Origin of the sequence: Janthinobacterium amylolyticum (genome assembly GCF_051380655.1) — a bacterium.
Taxonomy (GTDB): domain Bacteria; phylum Pseudomonadota; class Gammaproteobacteria; order Burkholderiales; family Burkholderiaceae_D; genus Janthinobacterium.
In genome coordinates, this window is the sequence record NZ_JBNYXL010000003.1 from 510,372 (window position 1) to 529,442 (window position 19,071).

Sequence of the window (19,071 nt, forward strand, 5' to 3'; positions counted from 1 at the left end):
GGGCCGGGGCCAGCCAGGGCCGGTCACGATGAAACTTGCTTAACATGATGTCCATACCGGTGAATCAAAAATACGTTCTACTGCACAGGCAGGCTGCCCCCGTTGACACGCGGAGCCCCTGTTCACCATTCCACCACATCGGCATGAAAACGACTGACGAGCGCACACAAAAATCTTGCTTCATTGAAGATTTTCGCAAAAAAACAACGACTTGGAGTGTGCGCTTGCGTACATAGGCCCGAGGCGGGCTGGACGCCAGCGAAAAAGCCGCCGGCGCCGGGCTGGCAACAACTCAGAGGGTGGCGTATTCCGCTTGCATGGCGTCGAGTTCGGCGCGCATGTCCGCAAAGGCCGCGGCCGCTTGCTCAGGTTCGCCCTTGACGCCCAGTTCGATATGCCGGCGCGTCTGCGCGTCGCCCACGCTGGGCAGGCTGAACACCTTGATCTGCGGATATTGCGCTTCCAGGCGCACCATCAGCGGCGTCAGCAGGGACTCGGCCGTTTCGTACACGAGCAAGGCATGTTCCGCGTGCGGCACCTGGTTGAACAGGTGCGCGTAATGCGTGTCGAGCACCCATTCGATCATGGGCCAGGACATGACGGGAAAGCCCGGCACAAAATAATGTTCGCGCACGGCAAAGCCGGCGATCTTGTTGTACGGATTTGGAATCAGCTCGGCACCCTGCACGAATTCCGCCATTTTCAGGCGGTGCAGGTTTTCCGGCGAATGCAAATCGGCCGGCACGCCCGCCTCCTCGCCCATTTCCGTGATGCGCTGCTGAATATTCTTCTTGCCCTGCTCATGCAGCACCAGCGGCAAGCCCAGCGCATCGGCCGCCGCCTGGCGCGTATGGTCGTCCGGCGTCGCGCCGATGCCGCCAAAGCTGAAGACGATGTCGCCGCTGGCAAAGCTGCGCTTGAGCAAGGCCACCAGGCGGGCCGGTTCGTCGCCCACGTATTCCGCCCAGCTCAGCTGCAAGCCCCGCTGCTTGAGCATTTGCACCACTTTCGGAAAATGCTGGTCCGTGCGCTTGCCCGACAGGATTTCGTCGCCAATGATGATCAATCCGATAGCCATGAAACTTCCTTGTTCAATTCGATGGTTAAATTCGATGGTAGGCTCAAGCGTCCGCCGGCGCCACGTCGGTCATGCCGCGCACGCCTCGCAGACGCGCCAGCGCTTCCAGGCAGTAATACTGGAACCACAGACCCGTAAAGATAAAGATCAGCACATACAGCCAGATGGCGAATGCTGCCAGGAAAGGGAAGAAGACGACGGACATCACGCCGCCCATCCACAGCAAGCCCGGCACGGCACCCGCCGCGCCCGAAACCATGCCGATGGCCAGCAAAGGCCAGCGCTGCCCGCGCATGATGGCCTGGCGCTCTTCCTTGCTGGCGTAGTCGGCCATGGCGTCGTACGCCATGACGCGGTAGGTCAGCCAGCCCCACAGCACGGCCTGGCCCGCCAGCGCGGCCGGCGGAAACGCGTACAGGGGCAACATCAGTACCCAGACGAAGATAAACAGCAAAAAGGTGGCCAGCGAGGTGCCGACGCTGCCCAGCAGACTGCCGCCATACTTCTTCTCCAGCTGCGGGAAATGCCGCCCGCCCACATGGCGGCCGATGGCCGGCATGGCGAACAGGCCCATGAAGATCAGCGCCGTGAGTATCATCAGCGGCAGCAGCATGAACATGGCGATCAGCGGCACGATGACGGCTTTCAGCACGCCCAGGCCAAAAGTGGACAGCACCTGGCCGCTGGTGCGGAAAAAGTCATACTGCGTGAACAGCGCATGCAGGCTGTCGATCAGCGGCTGCAGGCCCAGGTACAGCAGCACGCCCCACAGCACCAGCGACAGCACAAACGGCACTGCGCTCAGCAGCAATATCCTGCCGTGCAATTGCGACAGGAAGGCACGGCCATACGAGTTCAACACATTACGCATCAACGGCGTCCTTTTCGTTTCAGTCTTGCAAATTCCACCATGCGGCGCAGGCCCAGCCATTGCTGCTGCCAGAAGCCGCGTCCATAGTTGCGTCCCGGCCGGCCGACGCCTTCGCTATCGATGCGCGCCAGCTGGTCGCGCACGCCCGTGCGCGCATAGCCCGCCGAGAAATTCGCCGTGCCCAGCAGCATATCCCAAATCGGCAGGACCACGCCGAAGTTGCAACCGCCCATGCTGCCCTTGCCTTGCGACTCATGCCCCACGCCGATGGCGTGATGCGTGCGGTGGAAACGCGGCGAAACCAGCAGCCGCTCGCCGATGCGGCCGAAGTGTATCCTCACATTCGCGTGCTGCAAGCTTTGCAAAATGCGCGATACCGATACCAGCAGCACGTATTGCCCCGGCGGCACGCCGATGCCCAGCGCCACCAGCGCCATCACCACGTCGCGCAGAAAATCGTCGAGCAGGTGGTTGCGGTCGTCGCTCCACAAGTTCATGTTCTGCTGGCTGTGGTGCAGGCTGTGCAAGCCCCACCACCAGCCAAAGTGGTGCGAGGCGCGGTGGTAGCAATAGTCGACGAAGTCCAGTATCACAAAATAAATGATAAAACTGAGCAAGGGGCTGATGCCGGGCAACAGCGATTCCAGGTTCAAGGGATGAATGTTATCGAAACGCAAAGCGCCAGCCAGACCATCCATCAGGGGATCGAGCGTGAAGAAGATCAGCACGGGGAACAGGCCGATGCGGTGCAGCACGGTATAGATAAAATCGTTCCAGCGGGCGCGCGGGTCCGTCATCTTCTGCGCGGGTATCAAGGCTTCGAGCGGACGCAGCACGAGAAACAGCAGCACCAGTTCGCAAAGGCCGATCAGCAGCCACTCCGTGCCCTCGAACGCTTCTTCCGTGAATTCGCCAAAACCCAGGTGATACACGAGCGGGTTGACGACGGTCTGGAACAGCCAGCCTTGCGCATCGCCAAAGGTCTCGACGAGCATATCGATGACAGGAGTGAGCACTTCCATCATGGCTGGCCCTTCTTCTGCACGTAGGCGGGATGCTCGCGCAGGGTGGCAAAGCAGAAACCCTTGTCTTGCAGGCCACGAATCAGGGCGTCGAGGTTGGCCGGCGCCCAAGGCTCCTTGCGCGACCAGATGCCCATGTGGGCAATGAAGATGTCGCCGCTGCGCAGGTTCGCCAGCGCTTTTTTCAGCAGCATGGCGTTCGGATACTTGTCGCTGGGCAGTTCATCGCCGGAGTAGCCGGCAGGCGCCCAGCCCGCATGCTGGTAGCCGCAGGCACTGCCGGCGGCCAGGGTGCGCGGCGAGGTATAGCCGCCCGGCGCGCGCCAGAACGGATCGAGCTTGCGGCCGGTCAGCTCCTGGAAGCGCGTGTCGACGCGGCGCAATTCCTCGCAGAATTGTTTATCCGAGAACGACGCCAGCTTGCCGCCATCCTTGCCGAACTGGGGCTTGACCTGGATCAAGCCATTGGCCAGATCCTTCTTCCAGTACACGTGGTCAAACGTATGCGTGCCAAAGGCATGGCCTTCGGCGACCCGTGCTTTCCAGTACGGTGCCCACGAGGCATCGAGCGAATAGTCGCCGCGCGTGGTCTTTTCATTGGCCAGGAAGAAGGTCGCCTTCACATGGCGTTTATTCAGCACATTGGCGATCAAGTCCGCCTGCGACTGGCTACCCGTGTCGAAGGTCATGTATATCGTGCCCTTGCAGGCGGCAGGGGCGGCAGACGCGGCGGTGGATGCTGCAGTGGATGCGGCGGTGGATGCTGCGGTGGATGCGGCAGCGGGTGCCGCAGTGGTGAGGGCTGCGGGCAGGTGTGCGCCGGGCTTGGCAAGCGCGACGCTGGCATTGGCCATGCCAGGAGCGCTTGCATGTGCGTGAGCGCAAGCGTGCGGCAGCATGGCAATGGCGCACAGCAGCACGGCGGACATGCGGCCGCAACGCATCAGCCCCGGCGTCGGGTGGCGCATGGTCAGGTGTTTCATCTTTCCTCCCGCCATCACATGCGCGGCGCGTGGCTGGCGAAATACACGCCATGGGGCGAGCGGCCCACGGGAATCATCTTGATCACCTTGCGCGTGGTCAGGTCGATCACGGCCACTTTCTTGATCCAGCGCAGGGTCACCCACATGGTCTTGCCATCGGGCGTGATTTCCATGCAGTCCGGGCCGCCTGGCACATTGATGGTGCCGACGTTTTCCAGGGTCTTCTGGTCGATGATGTTGATGGTGTTCGACACGCGGTTCGAGACAAACGTCATTCGGTTGTCTCCCAGCGCGCGGAAATTATGCGTGCCGGCGCCAGCCTTGATGCGCTTGACGGTCTTTTGCGTGCGCCAGTCGATCACTTCCACGTAGTCGCTGCCCATGATGCCGACGAGCAAATGCTTGCCATCGGGCGTCATGGTGATGCCGGCCGGGGCGGGGCCGACGGGCATGGTCCATTTCACCGTCTGCGTGGCCAGGTCGATGGCGCTGACCTGGTTGCTGCCCTGCTGCGTAATGAAGGCCATGCTGCTGTCGGCCGTGAACGCCATGTGGCTGGGCAGCTTGGGCAGCGCGATGCGTTTGGCCAGGGTCAGGTTCTTGCCGTCGTAGCGGTACAGGTCGATGCGGTCCAGGCGCAGCGAATTGGAAATGAACCATTTCTGGTCCGGCGAAAAACCAATTTGATAGGGGTCAAGGATATTGCTGATGCGGCGCTGGATCTGGCCGGACACGGGGTCCAGGAAGATCAGTTCATTGCCGACGGAACTGGCGACAATCAGCGACTTGCCGTCCGGCGTTTCCATCAGATGGTGTGGCTCCTTGCCGACGGCAAAGGTGGACAGGGGGGCATAGGTTTTCTGGTCTAGCAATTGCACCGTAGCGTCACGGGAATTGAGCACCACCACTACTTCGGCTTGCGCCGTGGACATTGCGGAAACCAGGCACAGCGAGGAAAAAATGAGGCGGCGTAGACTGCGGAACATGGAAGAAATCACTGTTAAATACAAAACATGTATTTTACGTGGAAACACTGTATTTTCTGAACTAATTCCCCTAGGAATGATACCAATGGCCACAAGTGGCGGTAATTTCCGGTTTTTGGGCCGGCGCGGCCTGGAATAGCGCTTTGCAAGCCATTGCTCTACAATCTGAAGCTTTCATCGCCTACACAAGGATTATCATGACCACCACCACTACCGCTTCCGGCCTGCAATACATCGACACCGTTGTTGGCGAAGGCGCTGAAGCGCAAGCTGGCAACAATGTTGTCGTGCATTACACGGGCTGGCTGCAGAACGACGACGGCAGCGCCGGTTCGAAATTTGACTCGAGCAAGGACCGCAACGACCCGTTTGAATTCCCGCTGGGCGCCGGCCGCGTCATCCAGGGCTGGGACGAAGGCGTGCAAGGCATGAAAGTGGGCGGCAAGCGCCAGCTGATCATCCCTGCGGCACTGGGCTATGGCGCACGCGGCGCCGGCGGCGTGATTCCACCGAACGCCACCCTGATTTTCGACGTCGAACTGCTGGGCGTATAAGAAGCTGAAGGCTGCGCTCCAAGGACCGCGCCAGACGCCGCCCCTGTTCACACAGCGGCGGCGTTTTTGTTTTGAGTGTGTCCTCTAATGCACGGCGCGCTTTTTTCACTATGATGTCAGGCACTGCAGCACGCACGGTGGCCACTCCGCCGGGCCTGCCGCACTTTTCCAGCGATTCCATCAGCACACAGGAGCCATCATGAGTTTACAAGAGCAATTCGAACAAGCGCAGCTCGATTCCAAGACCCTGTCCGAGCGTCCGGACAATATGACCTTGTTGAAAATCTACGCCTTGTTCAAGCAAGCTTCGAGCGGCGACGCCACGGGCGAGCGTCCAGGCATGACCGACTTCGTCAACCGCGCCAAGTTCGACGCGTGGGCCGCCCTGGCCGGCACCTCGAAAGAAGAGGCGCAGCAGCAATACATCGACCTGATCGAAGACTTGAAGGACTGATCGTCCACCCTGCCCCGGCGCCTGCCGGGGCAGTATAATTTCCGCATGACACCATCACCGATTTCCCTGGCGCATGCCGCCGACCTGCCCCGCTTGTTCGACGTCTGGCACCTGTCCGTACGCGCCACCCACGATTTTCTCGCCGATAGCGATATCGCCTTCCTGATGCCCTTCGTCCGCGATGAGCTGGCCAGGGTGACGGCCGAAGGCCTGCTGCACGTGCTGCGCGCCGATGACGGCGTCGCCTATGCCTTCCTGTGCGTCGAGCACGCCAGGATCGAGATGCTGTTCGTGCATCCGGACCGGCGCGGCAGCGGTGCCGGCCGCACGCTGGTGCGCTACGCCATCGCCAGCTTGCAAGCCACGGCCGTCGATGTCAACGAGCACAACGCGCAGGCGCATGGCTTTTACCAGCACCTGGGCTTTATCGTGGAAAACCGCTCGCCGCTTGACCCGTTCGGCAAGCCTTTCCCCATTTTGCACCTGAAACTGGCCGAAAACACCTAAAAACTCACCAAAAACCACAAAAACAGGCTGTTAACGCAAAAGTGGCTACCAAATCGGTAGCCACTTTTTCATGTTAAAACGGCGTTAAAACTTACTTCTTGGCTGCCGCCAGCGCCTGCGCGATCCAGCCGTCAAACGTCTGCTGGTGGAACTTCATCCAGCCGGCCGTATGGCGGGCGATATCGGCTTGCGTGTTTTCGCCGCGGCGCATGCGCTCATTCTGCGCATTGATGTCCGCCACCGGCAGTTGCATCACTTCGAACAGCTTGGCCGCCGCCGGATTTTTCTCCGCCCAGGCCTTGTTCGACACGATGCGCGCCGTGTTGACGGCAAAGCCGTAGTCGCTGCCATTGTCGAGACGCGTGTTCACCTTGTCCGGATTGGCCGAGAATGGCACCTTCAGCCAGATCACGTCCTTGCCAGGCACCAGCACGCCGCTGACCCAGTACGGCGTCCACGTGTAGTACAGGATCGGTTCGCCACGCTTGTAGCGGCCCAGGGTATCGGCGATCAGGGCCGCATAGCTGCCCTGCACGTGCGTCACCGTCTCGCGCAGTTTATACGCATCCATGTGGTTCTCGATCAGCGCTTCGCAGCCCCAGCCCGGGTTGCACCCGGTCAAGTCGGCCTTGCCATCGCCATCGTGGTCGAACAGCTTGGCCAGGGTCGGGTCGCGCAACTGGTCGATATTCGTGATGTTGTACTTTTCCGCCGTGGCTTTGTCGATCAGATAACCCTGCGCGGCAGGACCGGCATACTGGCCCGTGCGCAGCAGCTTGGCGTCGCCGCCCGCATTGTTATAGAAATCCTTGTGCATCGGATCCCAGTGCACGGCCATGAAGGTGGCGTCGCCGTTGGCGATGGCGATATGCGCGGTCGGGTATTCCACTTCCTTGATCGGCTGCACTTCGTAGCCGAGCTTTTCCAGGGCCTTGTCGACCAGCATGGTCTGGAAGGTTTCTTCCGCGATCGAGCTTTGCAGCGCCTGCACCTTGATGCCCTTGCCCGGCAGCGCATCGGCGGCCGGCGTCTGCGCCATGGCCAGGCTGGTGGTCAGGGCCAGGGCGGCGATCGCCAGGGCGGAAAACAGCTGGAACTTGCGTTGCGATTTTTGCGTCTCTTTAAAATGTGCGATTTGATGCATGTAAATCCTTTCTTATTGTGCGTTGGCCAGCGTAGCTTGCTGTTCAACATTATTTTTCTCCGTATTGCCGCGCACCAGGCGCAGCACAAAACCGGCAGGACCCGTCTGGTACCAGTGGCGCACGCCACGGCGTGGCTGGCCCATCGCTTGCGTCAGGCGGTCCAGGGTAATGGCCAGCAGCACGATACCCAGGCCACCGACCGTTGCCAGGCCCATGTCCAGGCGGCCAATGCCGCGCAATACCATCTGGCCCAGGCCACCGACGGCGATCATCGAGGCAATCACCACCATCGACAGCGACAGCATCAGCGACTGGTTGATACCGGCCATGATCGAAGGCATGGCCAGCGGGAATTGCACGCGGGTCAGCAGCTGCCACGGCGAGGCGCCATACGCGCGGGCCGCTTCGATCAGGTCGGGACGCACCTGGCGGATACCCAGGTTGGTCAGGCGCACCAGCGGCGGCAGGGCAAAGATGATCGTCACGATCACGCCAGGCGCATTACCGATACCAAACAGCATCACCACCGGCACCAGGTACACAAAGGCGGGCGTCGTCTGCATGGCGTCGAGCAAGGGACGCAGCACATTTTGCGCGCGGTCGCTGCTGGCGAGGAAAATACCCAGCGGCAAGCCAATGGCCAGGCAGAAGGCCAGCGACGTCAATACCAGCGACAAGGTGGTCATGGCCTCAGGCCAGATGCCCAGCATCGACACGACCAGCAGCGCCAGCACGGTGCCGATGGCCAGGGTGCGGCTGGTAAATTGCCATGCCAGCAAGCCGATGATGGCGATCACCGTCAGCGACGGTGCCGCCAGCAGCACGCCTTCCACGCCGTTCAGGGTGCTATCGATCGGCGCGCGCACGGCCTGGAAGAAGGGGCGGAAATGCGTCACGACCCAGCCCAGGCCCTGGTTGATCCAGCTTTCCAGCGGCAGCGAGCCGTCGAAAATCTGCGTCAGGTGAAAACCGGAGGCGGCGTGTTCCGGCTGCACGGCCGGGCCGGCCGCGTCCAGCCAGGAGGTGTCGCCCGGTGGCGTCAGCGCCCACGGATTGACTTGGGTGGCCGGCTGTTCAACAACAGCTTCTACTGTGGAAACGGTGCTTGGGTTCATGCTTGTCCTTTCTGTTGTTGTTCGGCAATGGCTGGCGTATCGCGGTCGAGGAACTTCAGCAAGGTTGTCTTGCTGATGGCGCCGCGGAAGCTGCCGTCATTGGCCACCACAGGGACGGCGTAAGGCAGTTGCGCCACCTGGCCGAACAGGCCGGCGACGGGCTCATCTGCGTTGATGGTCTGCACGTCGGGCAGGTAGGCATGCGCCAGGCCCAGCGGTCCCACATGGCCGTCGAGCGCATTGCGCAGCGAATCGGCCGACACAACGCCGAGGAACTTGCGCTGCGGATTGACGATGTAGGCATAGGCGCGATCCTGCTCTTCCAGCATCGACAGCGCGGCGCGCGAGCCGCGACTGGGCGATTCGGAGACGACGATCTGGCTCTTGCGGGCAATATCGCTGGCCTTGAAGACAGCCGCCGCGTCGACGCCGCGCACGAAGTTGCGCACGTAATCGTTGGCAGGTTTGCGCAGGATTTCTTCCGGCGTGCCCACTTGCACCACGTGGCCGTCTTTCATGATGGCGACGCGGTCGCCGATGCGCATGGCTTCGTCGAGGTCATGCGAAATGAAGACAATGGTGCGGCGCTTGATTTGCTGCAAGCGCAACAGTTCCGACTGCATTTCCGTGCGGATAATCGGATCGAGCGCGGAAAACGCTTCATCCATCAGCAGGATCGACGGGTCGCAGGCCAGCGCACGGGCCAGGCCCACGCGCTGCTGCATGCCGCCCGACAATTCGTCGGGATAGCTGGCGCCGTAGCCGTCCAGGCCTACCTGCTCCAGCGCTTGCTGGGCCAGCGCATGGCGCTCGGCTTTTGGCATGCCGGCCAGTTCCATGCCGAAGGCAGTGTTGTCGAGCACGGTAATTTGCGGCAGCAGCGCGAACGACTGGAACACCATGCTGATGTCCTTGCGGCGCAGCGCGCGCAACTGGGCATCGGGCAAGGTGTTGATGTCATTGCCGTCGATCAGGATGCGCCCGGCCGTCGGTTCGATCAGGCGGTTCAGCATGCGCACCAGGGTCGACTTGCCCGAACCGGACAGGCCCATGATGACGAAGATCTCGCCCGCTTCAATGGTAAAGGTGGCGTCGAAAACGCCGATGGTGCAGTCAGTCTTGGCCAGGATGTCCTGCTTGCTGGCGCCCTGGTGGACGAGTTCAAGTGCTTCTTCTGGCTTGTCGCCGAACACTTTGAACACATGGTCGATCATAATTTGTTTTGCCACGATGTGGTTCTCCCTCGAATTGACGAATGGAATGAAACCCCTGCAAGCTGCGAGCTTGCGGCGGGTATCAGCAAACCCTGTTGCGTCGGCTACGCCACGGCGCAAAAAAGCGCACGGGAGCGACAGAAAACAGGGGGTGACACGCAATGACCAGCGGATGGCAAAAGCCGATGCCGGGGTGCCGTGTGCGTGCTAAAAGAGGCTGTGGTTCAGGACTTTTAACAACGCTAGCGCCATGCAAATACATGGCACCAAATGTATTTGACCGAAAAAAACGATCACTTACTTACTGGATGCGGGTGTAAAACCCAATGAATTATTCACCACTCAGCGAGTGGGGAGTACTGCGAAGCAGAAGGTGAAACGCGGTGTAGCTGTTGTAAATATGACTCAAGTATAACGCAAAAAGACACAAAAGTCCAATGGCTTTCCAAATAGAAATGTGATAGCAATGTGTGCTGGCGCACAGTCACGCCTAAAACCAGGAGGTAAAGGGGCGAAAAGAAGCCTCTTTTCGCCTGGCGCCGCGGCGCCATTCTTACCACCAAACGGGGCGCCAGACAAGCTGGCCGCACGCCGTCAAACCTGCTCGGCAAACACCTTGCGCATTTTTTCCGCGATCTTGCCTTCAATCGTCGAGGCAAAGGCGCTGAGCATGAATCCCAGCTTGATTTGCAGTTGCGCCTGCTCTTTTTCAAGGGTCAGGGAACCATCGACGCCGCTGCGCTCGAAACGCAGCACATCGCCATCCCAGGCGCACGCCAGGTCATATTCCTGTGCCAGCTTGTCGGCCACTTGCTGCGCCGCTTCACGGGCCTTTACCGCTGTCAGCTTATGTTGCTGAACTATATTTATATCCGCCATCAAACGATCCTTTTATTAAAAACGGGGGCAATACGGCCAGCATCATACCAGCCGCACTACTACGGGCGCGACCATGGCAGGCGGCGGCGTGCCGAAAAAAAGCGCACTTTCCCCGACATCGTTTGCGCCGCATCAAACCGCAACAGGCCAAGCAGGCCGACTATTTCAGTTCCAGCCGCTGCATGTTCGGGAGAACTACCATGGACCAGAAAGTCATCGTGCCGGTCGAAGCCGTGCTGACCAAATGCGTGTCCCTGCCCGTCGGCTACGTCCCCACCCCATCGGCGCCGTACCGCCAGCACCGCAAGAATGCCCAGCTGACCTTGCAGCCGGGCCGGCCCCGCCTGCTCGATGCCGCGACCCGCAAGCTCGAAGCCGTGCCCGTCGGTTCGCGCGTGCTGATCTGGAAGCAGGACCCGTCCGTGAGCGAACTGGGCACCCGCAAAGCTTTCCTGCCCGGCCTCACCCTGCAAGGCCCGCGTGACGCGCGCATCACCTTTGGCGAACCGGGCATCGCCCAGGTCAGCCCGAACGCGTTTGGCGACTTCATCGTCTCGCCCAATACCGACCAGTTCGACGCCGTGCATACGTTTGCCATCGTGCGCATGACGCTCACCATGTACCAGCGCGCGCTGGCCAGCGGCGACACGGCGCCGCCACTGCCGTGGCAATGGAACAGCGCCAGCAATACGGCACCGCTGCGCGTCTTCCCGCACGGCTTGCCCAACGTCATGAACGCCTATTACAGCCGCAGCGACAAGGCCCTCAAGTTCGGCGACTTCATTCCCAGCGGCGCCACCGAGCGCGTGTACACCTGCCGCTCGCTCGACATCGTTTCGCACGAGGCAGGGCACGCCATCCTCGATGGCTTGAAACCAAACTGGTTGCTCAGCAATAATCCGCCGCAGACGGGCGGCTTGCACGAATCGTTCGGCGACCTGACGGCCATTTTTCTCGCCCTGTCGCAGCTGGACCAGGTGGAAGCCGTCATCGCCCAGACCAAATCCGACCTGCACGACAAAACCTTCCTCGCCGACCTGGCCGAACAGTTCGGCCTGGCGCTGGGGCGCCCCAACGGCCTGCGCAATGCCGACAACGACATCAAATTGTCCGAGGCGGGGACGGAGGTACATGCCATCTCGCAAGTATTTACGGGGGCCATCTACGACATCCTGGCCGACATCTTCGCCCACGAACGCCAGCCCCAACTGGAAGATGACGCGGCCGTGCTGCACCGCTGCGGCGACTACCTGCGCAGCCTGGTCTTGCGCGCCCTGGTGGCATCGCCCGACCAGGCAGCCACGTATGCCGACGTGGCCGGCCACATGCTGAGCATTGCCCAGGCCGATGGCAATGGCGCCTACCAGGAGTTCATCCGCAACAGCTTTACCGTGCGCGAAGTGCTCAAGTCGCATGCGCTGACGGAGGACGGCCAGCCGACGTTTGCCGCCGACGTCGTCGACGAAGACGGCGCCGTGCAGGACCGGCGTGCCTGCTGCGGTACCATGAACCATGCGCAATACAGCGAATCGGACCAGTTGCTCGAAGCGGAGCGTGAAGCGCTGGCGGCGTGGTGCCGCAGCTATGGCGCCAGCTAAGGGGGCGTGCCCGCCTGACGCCGGGCACGGCTGCCAGCTGGCCGCGTCGCCTCCCCCACCACCATCCACTCCACAGCAGGGAAGACCATGAAAATTTCAGCCCGCAGCAGCGGCGGCTTTGCCGGCCTGAGCGAACAGTATGAAATCGATACGCAAGCCCATCCTGCCGGCCCCGGCCTGGAAGCGGCACTGGCCAGCAGCGGCTTTTTCACGCATGCCCAGGCAAGCGGCGCTCAGGTGGGCGCCGACATTCCCCAATGGCACATCACGGTCGACGCGCCCACCGCGCGGCGCACGATTACCTTTGCCGAAGATGGCAGTGCCGAAAACGCGCGCTGGCAAGCGCTGGTGGCACAACTGCGCGCCAGCGCCTGATTGTCGCGAAAACTTGACCTGCGCAAAACAAAAACCACAGTCCCGGGAAAGGTGCGCGACACGGCCACAGCGACCCGCCGCCCTGCCACAGAGCGTCCTTTGGGGCAGGACTGTCGTTTTCTTGCCCTATCGCCCGGCAACGTCCTCAATCGACGCTGATTCACCCACTCTGCCCGGTTGCGGCACCATCAAAAAATGAATTTGCTTATTTGTATTGTATATAAGCGGGATTTGTGAGAAATAGCGAATTGCCTTAAAATACAATGCTTTGCTTTAGTATGCGCCGCCGAGTTTCCCGCAGGCGCTACAGCACCTCCCCCCAAATTGATAGGACTGTTATGACCCACGTTGTCACCGAATCCTGCATCGCCTGTCGCTATACCGACTGCGTCGATGTCTGCCCGGTAGATTGTTTCCGGGAAGGCCCGAACTTCCTGGCAATCGACCCGGACGAATGTATTGACTGCGCAGTCTGCGTGGCAGAGTGCCCGGTGAACGCGATTTTCGCGGAAGAAGACGTGCCGGGCGACCAGCAAGCCTTCATCAAGATCAACGTCGATCTGGCGCGTAACTGGCCGTCGATCACCAAGACCAAGCCTGCCTTGCCGGAAGCCGAGCAATTCAAGGACGTCAAGGACAAGCTGGACATGCTGGTGCGCTAAGTCGCGCTCACCTGGCAAGACAGACATGAAAAGCAGCGGAAACGCTGCTTTTTTACTTTTAAAGCATGTTTGCTGGTCTGTCTACGCAAGTGTGGCGCGGATCCACACAGTTACGCAAACTGTGGATCTATGCGCGGTAAAGCACATTTTGTCTTCCACAAACATCGTAAAATTGGATTATGATATTTGAGCCGATATTGGCGCTTGGAATTAAACAAGGACTCTATATGCTTTACCAACTGCACGAACTGCAACGCTCTTTCCTCACCCCGGTGATGCAATGGGCAGATATGTCCTCCAAGTTATTTACCAACCCGGTTTCTCCACTGGCCCACACCCCGTTTTCGCAACGCATCGCAGCCGGCTACGAGCTGATGTACCGCCTTGGCAAAGACTACGAAAAACCACAATTCGACATCCAATCCGTTCTCGTCAATGGCGAGAGCGTCGACATCCTCGAACACGTTGTCGTGACAAAACCGTTTTGCCGCCTGATCCACTTCAAAAAAGAAGCCACTGGCTTGCAACAGCCCAAAGTTTTGCTGGTTGCCCCCCTGTCCGGTCACCACTCGACCCTGCTGCGCGATACCGTGCGCGGCTTGCTGGCCGAGCATGATGTCTACATCACCGACTGGACGGACGCGCGCATGGTACCGCTGACGGAAGGCCCGTTCCACCTGGATGACTACATTTATTATGTGCAGGAATTCATCCGCTTGCTGGCGCCTGATTTGCACGTCATTTCCGTCTGTCAACCGACCGTGCCCGTGCTGGCGGCCATTTCGCTGATGGCGACGGCCAACGATCCGCACATGCCGAAAACCATGACCATGATGGGCGGCCCGATCGATCCGCGCCGTTCGCCCACGCAAGTGAACAACCTGGCGACGGAAAAGAAATTCTCGTGGTTTGAAAACACCGTGATCTACGCTGTGCCGCCGAACTATCCGGGCTTTGGCCGCAAGGTGTATCCGGGCTTCCTGCAACATGCGGGTTTCATCGCCATGAACCCGGGCCGCCACGCGCAAAGCCACCGCGAGTTCTACATGCACCTGGTGACGGGCGACGATGAGCCGGCGGAAGGCCATCGCCAGTTCTACAACGAGTACAACGCCGTGCTGGACATGCCGGCCGAGTACTACCTGGAAACCATTAAAACGGTTTTCCAGGAATTCAGCCTGCCGATGGGCACCTGGAAAGTGGGTGGCCAGCTGGTGCATCCGCAAGACATCACGAACGTGGCGCTGTTCACGGTCGAAGGCGAGCTGGACGATATTTCCGGCGCCGGCCAGACGCAGGCGGCGCATGACTTGTGCTCCGGCATCCCTGCCGACATGCAGCAAGACTTCGTGGCGCCAAAATGCGGCCACTACGGCATCTTCTCGGGCCGCCGTTGGCGCGAGATCATTTGTCCGAAAATCGGTGAATTCATCCAGAAGCATTCCTGATCCGGGTATTCCCGCTAAAACGCCACGCCGGCTGACACTGGCGTGGCGTTTTTTTATGCCCAGCTTTCATGCCTGGCTCATGCAGACTAAAGGATGAACAAACGAACAAGAACGAATGCTTTCGTATTTAGATATCTCGTTTTGACAACGAACAACGGGGATGCGGCGCCTCAGGGTTCGGCGGGAGCGGCGGCCAGGCTCTGGTCGAGACGCTTCCAGTAGTCACGCTCCAGCCTGGCGGTATCGACGTCGCGCGCCGCCTCGTTGAAGCGTTTTTGCTGGGCAGCGCCTTCGGCACTGCGCTGGAAGCAGACATGCACGGAGCGCTCTTTGAACAGCGTATCGACGACGGCGATGCGGTCGCGGTCAGCCTTGCTGAAACCGCGTCCCATCAGCAATTGCTGCAAGACGTGGCGCTCAATGACAATCACGCGGTAGCGCTTGATCAGCAATTTCCTGAGATTGGTGGCGTCGTTCAAGCCCTCTTCCGTCCGCAGTTGGCCGCGCGCGACCATGCCATCGAACTGTTCGCCATTGGAATAGCCGGCCACGGTACCGATGCGCAGCTTGCCCAGTTCAGCCAGGGTGGCGCCGGGCGCGCCATCTTCCTTCAGGTAGGCCAGCACGCCTTGCGTGTTGCCGATGGGGACAGAAAAATGGCACAGCTTCTCGCGTTCGGGCGTGCGCCAGACGGCCAGCAACCCTGCATAGCGGGGACTTCCCAGCCCGAACTGCATGGCCCGCTTCCACGGGAAATACTCATATTTGACGGCATAACCGAGACGCTCGAAGATGGCGCTGACCATGGCGCCGGACATGCCGTCGGCAGGCAGACTGCGGGAAATGAATGGGGGCCAGTCTTCCGCGGCCAGGCGCACGGTGCGCGAAGCTGCAGGGCCGGCTGTGGCAATGGAGGAAGCCGCCTGCCCGTGCGCGACGGCAAGCGAGGAATAAAAGCATAAACAGCAGGGCAAACCAACTGTCCGGAGGAAACGCATGTTCTGCTCCTTTGGCCTGGCCATCTTGCCGGACGGGCAAAGGGCAGGACTGGCGGTCGGTTCTGTTGTTAATTCCTGGAGACTTCCTTGATAAAAATCATGCTCCCACAAAAAAAAGGATTTGCAAAGTTGTTTATTTGCACTTTGACATTCCTATAGGAAATAAAATACGATTGCGGCGCGCCTGCAACAGGCCGCCATACCGCCCGGCTATCCCCTGCCGCCAGACAGGTTTTTCCTTGTGCGCGCCGCGGATGGCCGATAATGGCGTTTTACCGTGGAAGATGACCGTGCCGCACCCAGCCCCTCCCTCACTTGCCGACCAGATCGAAGACTTGCTGCCGCAAACGCAATGCACCAAGTGCGGCTACAACGGCTGCCGCCCGTATGCGGAAGCAATTGCCGCCGGCAGCGCCGACATCAACCAGTGCCCGCCTGGCGGTGCGCAGGGCATCGTGCGCCTGGCCAACTTGCTGGGCAAAAAAGTCATCCCTCTCAATCCCGTCAACGGCCTCGAACGGCCGCGATCTGTCGCCTACATCGACGAATCGCTGTGTATCGGCTGTACCTTGTGCATCCAGGCCTGCCCCGTCGACGCCATCGTCGGCGCGGCCAAGCAGATGCATACGGTGGTGAGCAGCCTGTGCACGGGCTGCGACCTGTGCGTGGCGCCCTGCCCCGTCGACTGCATCGTCATGTATCCCGTCAGCGGCGACGCCACGGGCTGGGATGCCTGGAGCCAGGCCGAGGCCGACGACGCGCGCGCGCGCCACGATTTCCGCACGCAGCGTTTGCACCGCGAAACGCAGGAAAACGAAGCCCGCCTGGCCGCCAAGGCCGTCGCCAAGATGCAGGAAGTGACGCAGGAAGTGCCCGTCACGCCGGATGAACAGGCGGAAAAAGAGCGCAAGCGGGCCATCATTGCCGCCGCCATGGAACGCGCGCGCGCCAAGGCCGCCGCCAGCGCCGAAGCCGAACCATCTCCCCCAACTGCCCCGAAAAAAGACGCATGAACGCCGCCAAACGCCTGGAAATCTTTAAGCGCTTTCGCGCCGCCAACCCCTCGCCAAAAACCGAGCTCGAATACACGACGCCGTTCGAGCTGCTGATCGCCGTGCTGCTGTCGGCCCAGGCAACCGACGTGTCCGTCAACAAGGCCACGCGTCTGCTGTATCCGGTCGCTAATACGCCGGCCCAGATACTGGCGCTGGGCGTCGATGAGCTGGCCAGCTATATCCGCACCATCGGCCTGTACCGCACCAAGGCCAAGAACGTCATCGCCACCTGCCAGATCCTGCTGGAGCAGCACGGCGGCGAAGTGCCGCGCGACCGCGCTTCGCTGGAAGCCCTGCCCGGCGTGGGCCGCAAGACGGCCAACGTGGTCATGAACACGGCGTTTGGCGAACTGACCATGGCCGTCGACACGCACATCTTCCGCGTCTCGAACCGCACCGGCATCGCGCCGGGCAAGAATGTCGATATCGTCGAGCAAAAGCTGCTGAAATTCGTGCCGAAGGAGTTCCTGCTCGACGCCCACCACTGGCTGATCCTGCACGGCCGCTACACCTGCACGGCGCGCAAGCCGCAATGCTGGAACTGCATGATCGCCGACCTGTGCGACTACAAGGACAAGTCGCCGATGCCGGCTGTCGTTTAGGCAACGGCCCGCGAGAGCATTGTCGTTGCGTCGTTGCGTCGCAGGTCGGGTTAGCCCGCAGGGCGTAAGCCGACACATTGCTGGTGCCGGTGGTGTTTGTCGGATTACGCGCACGCGCTAATCCGACCTACGGCAAGACCATATTGTCGCGGTGGATCAGCGCGTGGCCTTCCATGTAGTCGTAGGTCGGGTTAGCCCGCAGGGCGTAAGCCGACACATTGCTGGTGCCGGTGGTGTTGTCGGATTACGCTCCGCTAATCCGACCTACGGCAAGACCATATTGTCGCGGTGGATCAGCGCGTGGCCTTCCATGTAGTCGCAGGTCGGGTTAGCCCGCAGGGCGTAAGCCGACACATTGCTGGCGCCGGTGGTGTTTGTCGGATTACGCTCCGTTAATCCGACCTACAGCAAGACCATGTTGTCGCGGTGGATCAGCTCGTGGCCTTCCATGTAGCCAAGGATGGCTTCGATTTCCGTCGAGGGCTTGCGCATGATGCGGCGCGCTTCGCCGCTCGTGTAGTTGGACAGGCCTCGCGCCACCGGTGCGCCATTGGCGTCGACGCAGGTGATGACGGCGCCACGGCCGAACTCGCCATTCACGCCTGTCACGCCGATCGGCAGCAGAGATTTACCTTCCTGGCGCAGCTTTTGCACGGCACCCGCATCCAGCACGACAGCTCCGGCCGTGTGCAGATGATCTGCCATCCACTGCTTACGCGCCGTCAACTGCCCCGTTTGTGCCCGCAATTCCGTGCCGATCGCTTCCCCTCTGGCGAGGCGGCTGAGCACGTCGCTGTCGCGGCCCCAGGCGATGATGGTGTGGGCGCCGGACTTGGCGGCGCGCTTGGCGGCGAGGATTTTCGTCAGCATGCCGCCACGGCCCAGGCTGGAGCCGGCGCCGCCGGCCATCGCCTCCAGGGCCGGATCGCCGGCAATGCCCTGCGTAATCAGGTAAGCGTCCGGGTCCTTGCGCGGGTCGGCCGAGAACAGGCCGTGCTGGTCCGTCAGGATCACCAGCGCATCGGCCTCGATCAGGTTGGCGACCAGGGCGCCCAGGGTGTCGTTGTCGCCAAACTTGATTTCATCGGTGACGACCGTGTCGTTTTCATTGATGATCGGCACCACGCCAAGGCGCAGCAAGGTGGTCAGGGTCGAGCGGGCGTTCAGGTAGCGTTCACGGTCGGCCAGGTCGGCGTGCGTCAGCAGCACTTGCGCCGTGCCCAGGCCGTGGGCGCGGAAGCTGCTTTCATAGATTTGCGCCAGGCCCATCTGACCCACGGCGGCGCAAGCCTGCAATTCGTGGATATCGGTGGGGCGCTGTTCGAAACCGAGGCGCAGCATGCCTTCGGCGATGGCGCCGGAACTGACGAGCACGACTTCCTTGCCCAGCGCGCGCAAGCCGGAAATCTGCGCGGCCCAGCGCGCGATGGCGGCATGGTCGAGTCCGCGGCCATCGTTGGTGACCAGCGAGGAGCCGACTTTGATGATGATACGGGTAGCTTTTTGAATCACGGAATCCATGGGG

The 19,071-nt window shown here is 61.0% G+C and carries 20 protein-coding genes; 9 read left to right on the forward strand and 11 right to left on the reverse strand.

The features are described 5' to 3' along the window. Positions 1–292: 292 nt before the first annotated feature. The 5 genes from ACQ4WR_RS08760 to ACQ4WR_RS08780 are packed head-to-tail and all read right to left on the reverse strand — an operon-like array spanning position 293 to position 4,940. Positions 293–1,078, reverse strand: a complete 786-nt coding sequence (locus ACQ4WR_RS08760) for a competence/damage-inducible protein A (protein WP_436486666.1) — start codon at positions 1,076–1,078, stop codon at positions 293–295. A gap of 43 nt (positions 1,079–1,121) precedes the next feature. Continuing rightward, positions 1,122–1,949 carry an EI24 domain-containing protein gene (locus ACQ4WR_RS08765; protein ID WP_102294404.1) on the reverse strand — a complete coding sequence of 276 codons (828 nt, stop codon included), beginning with the start codon at positions 1,947–1,949 and terminating at the stop codon, positions 1,122–1,124. Continuing rightward, the gene (locus ACQ4WR_RS08770) at positions 1,949–2,974 is read right to left on the reverse strand and encodes a sterol desaturase family protein (protein ID WP_258002951.1); all 1,026 of its coding nucleotides are present in this window, start codon (positions 2,972–2,974) and stop codon (positions 1,949–1,951) included. The genes ACQ4WR_RS08765 and ACQ4WR_RS08770 overlap by 1 nt, the downstream gene beginning before the upstream one ends. Further along, positions 2,971–3,954, reverse strand: coding sequence for a polysaccharide deacetylase family protein (locus ACQ4WR_RS08775; RefSeq protein WP_436486668.1), 984 nt, complete (start codon positions 3,952–3,954; stop codon positions 2,971–2,973). The genes ACQ4WR_RS08770 and ACQ4WR_RS08775 overlap by 4 nt, the downstream gene beginning before the upstream one ends. Positions 3,955–3,968: 14 nt before the next feature. Next, complete coding sequence (locus ACQ4WR_RS08780) at positions 3,969–4,940, reverse strand: YVTN family beta-propeller repeat protein (protein WP_495542681.1); 972 nt, start codon at positions 4,938–4,940, stop codon at positions 3,969–3,971. Positions 4,941–5,137: 197 nt separating this feature from the next. On the opposite strand from ACQ4WR_RS08780, the gene ACQ4WR_RS08785 reads away from it, so the two are divergent. The 3 genes from ACQ4WR_RS08785 to ACQ4WR_RS08795 all read left to right on the forward strand — a co-directional run bounded on the left by ACQ4WR_RS08785 (position 5,138) and on the right by ACQ4WR_RS08795 (position 6,455). Next, positions 5,138–5,494 (forward strand): FKBP-type peptidyl-prolyl cis-trans isomerase, encoded by a 357-nt coding sequence (locus ACQ4WR_RS08785; RefSeq protein WP_034760263.1) that lies wholly within the window; start codon positions 5,138–5,140, stop codon positions 5,492–5,494. Positions 5,495–5,693: 199 nt separating this feature from the next. After that, on the forward strand, positions 5,694–5,948 hold the full coding sequence (locus ACQ4WR_RS08790) for an acyl-CoA-binding protein (RefSeq protein ID WP_034782468.1): 255 nt from the start codon (positions 5,694–5,696) through the stop codon (positions 5,946–5,948). Between the two features lie 45 nt (positions 5,949–5,993). Next, positions 5,994–6,455 (forward strand): GNAT family N-acetyltransferase, encoded by a 462-nt coding sequence (locus ACQ4WR_RS08795; protein ID WP_436486672.1) that lies wholly within the window; start codon positions 5,994–5,996, stop codon positions 6,453–6,455. A 91-nt stretch (positions 6,456–6,546) separates the two neighbouring features. Here the strand turns inward: ACQ4WR_RS08795 and proX are convergent, their stop codons facing one another. From proX to ACQ4WR_RS08815, 4 genes are all read right to left on the reverse strand, one after another. After that, a complete protein-coding gene (proX, locus tag ACQ4WR_RS08800; RefSeq protein WP_436486673.1) occupies positions 6,547–7,599 on the reverse strand; it encodes a glycine betaine/L-proline ABC transporter substrate-binding protein ProX in 1,053 nt (350 codons plus the stop codon). A gap of 12 nt (positions 7,600–7,611) precedes the next feature. Beyond that, the gene (gene proW / locus ACQ4WR_RS08805; protein ID WP_102294408.1) at positions 7,612–8,715 is read right to left on the reverse strand and encodes a glycine betaine/L-proline ABC transporter permease ProW; all 1,104 of its coding nucleotides are present in this window, start codon (positions 8,713–8,715) and stop codon (positions 7,612–7,614) included. Then, a complete protein-coding gene (gene proV, locus ACQ4WR_RS08810) occupies positions 8,712–9,944 on the reverse strand; it encodes a glycine betaine/L-proline ABC transporter ATP-binding protein ProV (protein ID WP_102294409.1) in 1,233 nt (410 codons plus the stop codon). The genes proW and proV overlap by 4 nt, the downstream gene beginning before the upstream one ends. Positions 9,945–10,523: 579 nt before the next feature. Continuing rightward, a complete protein-coding gene (locus tag ACQ4WR_RS08815) occupies positions 10,524–10,808 on the reverse strand; it encodes a polyhydroxyalkanoic acid system family protein (RefSeq protein WP_102294410.1) in 285 nt (94 codons plus the stop codon). A gap of 200 nt (positions 10,809–11,008) precedes the next feature. Between ACQ4WR_RS08815 and ACQ4WR_RS08820 the strand changes: the two genes are divergently transcribed. The 4 genes from ACQ4WR_RS08820 (at position 11,009) to ACQ4WR_RS08835 (ending at position 14,891) form a co-directional block, all read left to right on the forward strand. Beyond that, positions 11,009–12,406 (forward strand): gluzincin family metallopeptidase, encoded by a 1,398-nt coding sequence (locus tag ACQ4WR_RS08820; RefSeq protein WP_436486676.1) that lies wholly within the window; start codon positions 11,009–11,011, stop codon positions 12,404–12,406. A gap of 87 nt (positions 12,407–12,493) precedes the next feature. Continuing rightward, complete coding sequence (locus ACQ4WR_RS08825; RefSeq protein ID WP_102294411.1) at positions 12,494–12,781, forward strand: protealysin inhibitor emfourin; 288 nt, start codon at positions 12,494–12,496, stop codon at positions 12,779–12,781. Between the two features lie 338 nt (positions 12,782–13,119). Further along, positions 13,120–13,443, forward strand: coding sequence for a ferredoxin FdxA (gene fdxA, locus ACQ4WR_RS08830; protein WP_102294412.1), 324 nt, complete (start codon positions 13,120–13,122; stop codon positions 13,441–13,443). Between the two features lie 227 nt (positions 13,444–13,670). After that, positions 13,671–14,891, forward strand: coding sequence for a polyhydroxyalkanoate depolymerase (locus ACQ4WR_RS08835; protein ID WP_436486679.1), 1,221 nt, complete (start codon positions 13,671–13,673; stop codon positions 14,889–14,891). Positions 14,892–15,061: 170 nt separating this feature from the next. On the opposite strand, the gene ACQ4WR_RS08840 is transcribed toward ACQ4WR_RS08835, so the two are convergent. Next, positions 15,062–15,889, reverse strand: coding sequence for a substrate-binding periplasmic protein (locus ACQ4WR_RS08840; RefSeq protein ID WP_258002953.1), 828 nt, complete (start codon positions 15,887–15,889; stop codon positions 15,062–15,064). 284 nt (positions 15,890–16,173) lie between these two features. On the opposite strand from ACQ4WR_RS08840, the gene rsxB reads away from it, so the two are divergent. Both rsxB and nth read left to right on the forward strand, forming a co-directional pair. Beyond that, entirely contained in the window at positions 16,174–16,902 is a 729-nt protein-coding gene (gene rsxB, locus ACQ4WR_RS08845) for an electron transport complex subunit RsxB (protein WP_436486681.1), read from the forward strand. Continuing rightward, positions 16,899–17,546 (forward strand): endonuclease III, encoded by a 648-nt coding sequence (nth, locus tag ACQ4WR_RS08850; RefSeq protein ID WP_102294414.1) that lies wholly within the window; start codon positions 16,899–16,901, stop codon positions 17,544–17,546. The genes rsxB and nth overlap by 4 nt, the downstream gene beginning before the upstream one ends. 402 nt (positions 17,547–17,948) lie before the next feature. On the opposite strand, the gene proB is transcribed toward nth, so the two are convergent. After that, on the reverse strand, positions 17,949–19,067 hold the full coding sequence (gene proB / locus ACQ4WR_RS08855) for a glutamate 5-kinase (protein WP_102294421.1): 1,119 nt from the start codon (positions 19,065–19,067) through the stop codon (positions 17,949–17,951). Positions 19,068–19,071 lie beyond the last annotated feature (4 nt).